Here is a 1,543-nt window from a genome sequence, read left to right as displayed (position 1 = left end):
CCTCAGACAGCGAGATTGACACGGCAGAAGGCCCAGGACCTGACACCCGAACAGGGTAGCAACTTACCCTCGTGATTTCTGGCGCACCACACTAGGCTGAGAAGGGTCTTCCGACAGCTGCCCAGGCGGCCCGGCCCGGGACGGTCGTGACCGGGCCGGGTGGCGGCTCCGTCGGCTGCGCGGTGGTCTCCGGGCGCCCGCGCTATCCGTCCCCCAGGCGTTCGTCGGCCGGCAGACGGTCGCACCCCCCGGTGAGTGACGCCGCGCTTCCCACTGCCCCTTCTCACCTGTCTGAGGGGAACCCGGCGGCAAGGTAGGCAGACAGCTGCCCTGGCGCGTCTTCCTGGAGGAGGTGACCCGCCCCGTCGATCCAGTGCAACTCGGCGTGCGGGATGCGCGCGTGCAGCCACTCCGCGTACTTCGGCGGCAGGATGCGGTCCTCGCGGCCCCAGATGATGCGCACCGGAAGTGACATGGTGCCCAGCAGGTTCTCGTACGCGGCGGTGTCCGCCTGCCTGATCTGGCTGTACTGGCGGTAGAACGCGGCCTGCCCTTCGGCCTCCCGCCACGGTGCGAGAAAGGCGTCGAGGACCCCCGGCCGGAAGCCGGTGTGCGTCGCGTGCCGCATGTGGCTGGCGACCAGTGCTTCGTGCGCGTAGTCCGGAAGCTGCTGGAGGACGTCCGCGTGTTCCAGGATGAGCTGGAAGAGTCCTCGCTCCCACTCACCACCGCTCACTGCGTCGAAGAGGGTCAGGTCCCGGTACTTCCGCTCCTCCAACAGCAGCGTTCGGAGTGCCACGGCCCCGCCGATGTCGTGGGCGACGACGCTGGGGCAGGACAGCTCCCAGTGGTCGAGGAGCCGGGCAAAATTTCTCGCGTGAGCCGCCAGGCTGAGGTCCTGGCCCTCACGCTGGTCCGACTGGCCGAAGCCGAGGTGGTCGAAGACGAAGACCGTGCGGGTACGGGCGAGCGCTGGAGCGATGTCCCGCCAGAGAAACGAGGAATATGGGGTGCCGTGAACCAGCACGACCGGGTCTCCGCTGCCGAGGATCTTCCACCGCACCATCCCCTCAGGAGTCTCGAACTCCTCGCCGAGTGTCCAGTTCACTATTGCTCTCCTCTTCTGCGGCATGACCAGCACCTTTCACGTTCTGGACGCCCCCCAAACCTGTCGACAAAGACGTCACAACAACTCCTCGCGGCCGCCTGGCGTGTCCCAGGGCCCGGCGGACGGACGGCAACTCCCCTCCTCCACCTACTACCGCTGGCGCCGGGCCGAGAAGGAACCGTGCGAGCGGCGCCGCCAGGACGCCGAGCTGACCGGGAAGATCCGTCAGGTCCACGCCGACTCCGGCGGGATCTACGGCTCGCCCCGCGTGCATGCCGTCCTCAAGCGCGAGGGCGTCCATGTCGGCCGCAAGCGCGTCGAACGGCTCATGCGCCAGGCCGGCCTCGCAGGGATCAGCCCCCGCCGGGGCAAGGGCTTCACCCGACGTGACCCGGATGCCGACCTTGCCCCTGACCTGGTGCAACGCGACTTCAC

2 protein-coding genes are annotated in these 1,543 nt (G+C 68.4%); one reads left to right on the top strand and one right to left on the bottom strand.

Features of this window, described 5'->3' with window-relative positions; translation table 11 throughout:
• Window positions 1-283: 283 nt before the first annotated feature.
• A complete protein-coding gene (locus ABTY98_RS42165; protein ID WP_502994507.1) occupies window positions 284-1,108 on the bottom strand; it encodes an alpha/beta fold hydrolase in 825 nt (274 codons plus the stop codon).
• A 103-nt stretch (window positions 1,109-1,211) separates the two neighbouring features.
• Here ABTY98_RS42165 and ABTY98_RS42160 point away from each other — a divergent pair.
• Window positions 1,212-1,543 (top strand): IS3 family transposase (locus ABTY98_RS42160; RefSeq protein WP_352226470.1); only part of this gene is annotated, 332 nt, incomplete at its 3' end.

It is taken from the genome of Streptomyces sp. NPDC096040, assembly GCF_040303265.1.
Taxonomy (GTDB): domain Bacteria; phylum Actinomycetota; class Actinomycetes; order Streptomycetales; family Streptomycetaceae; genus Streptomyces.
Note: the sequence above shows the minus strand (reverse complement) of the source record. Positions and strands in the feature narration are given on the sequence as shown.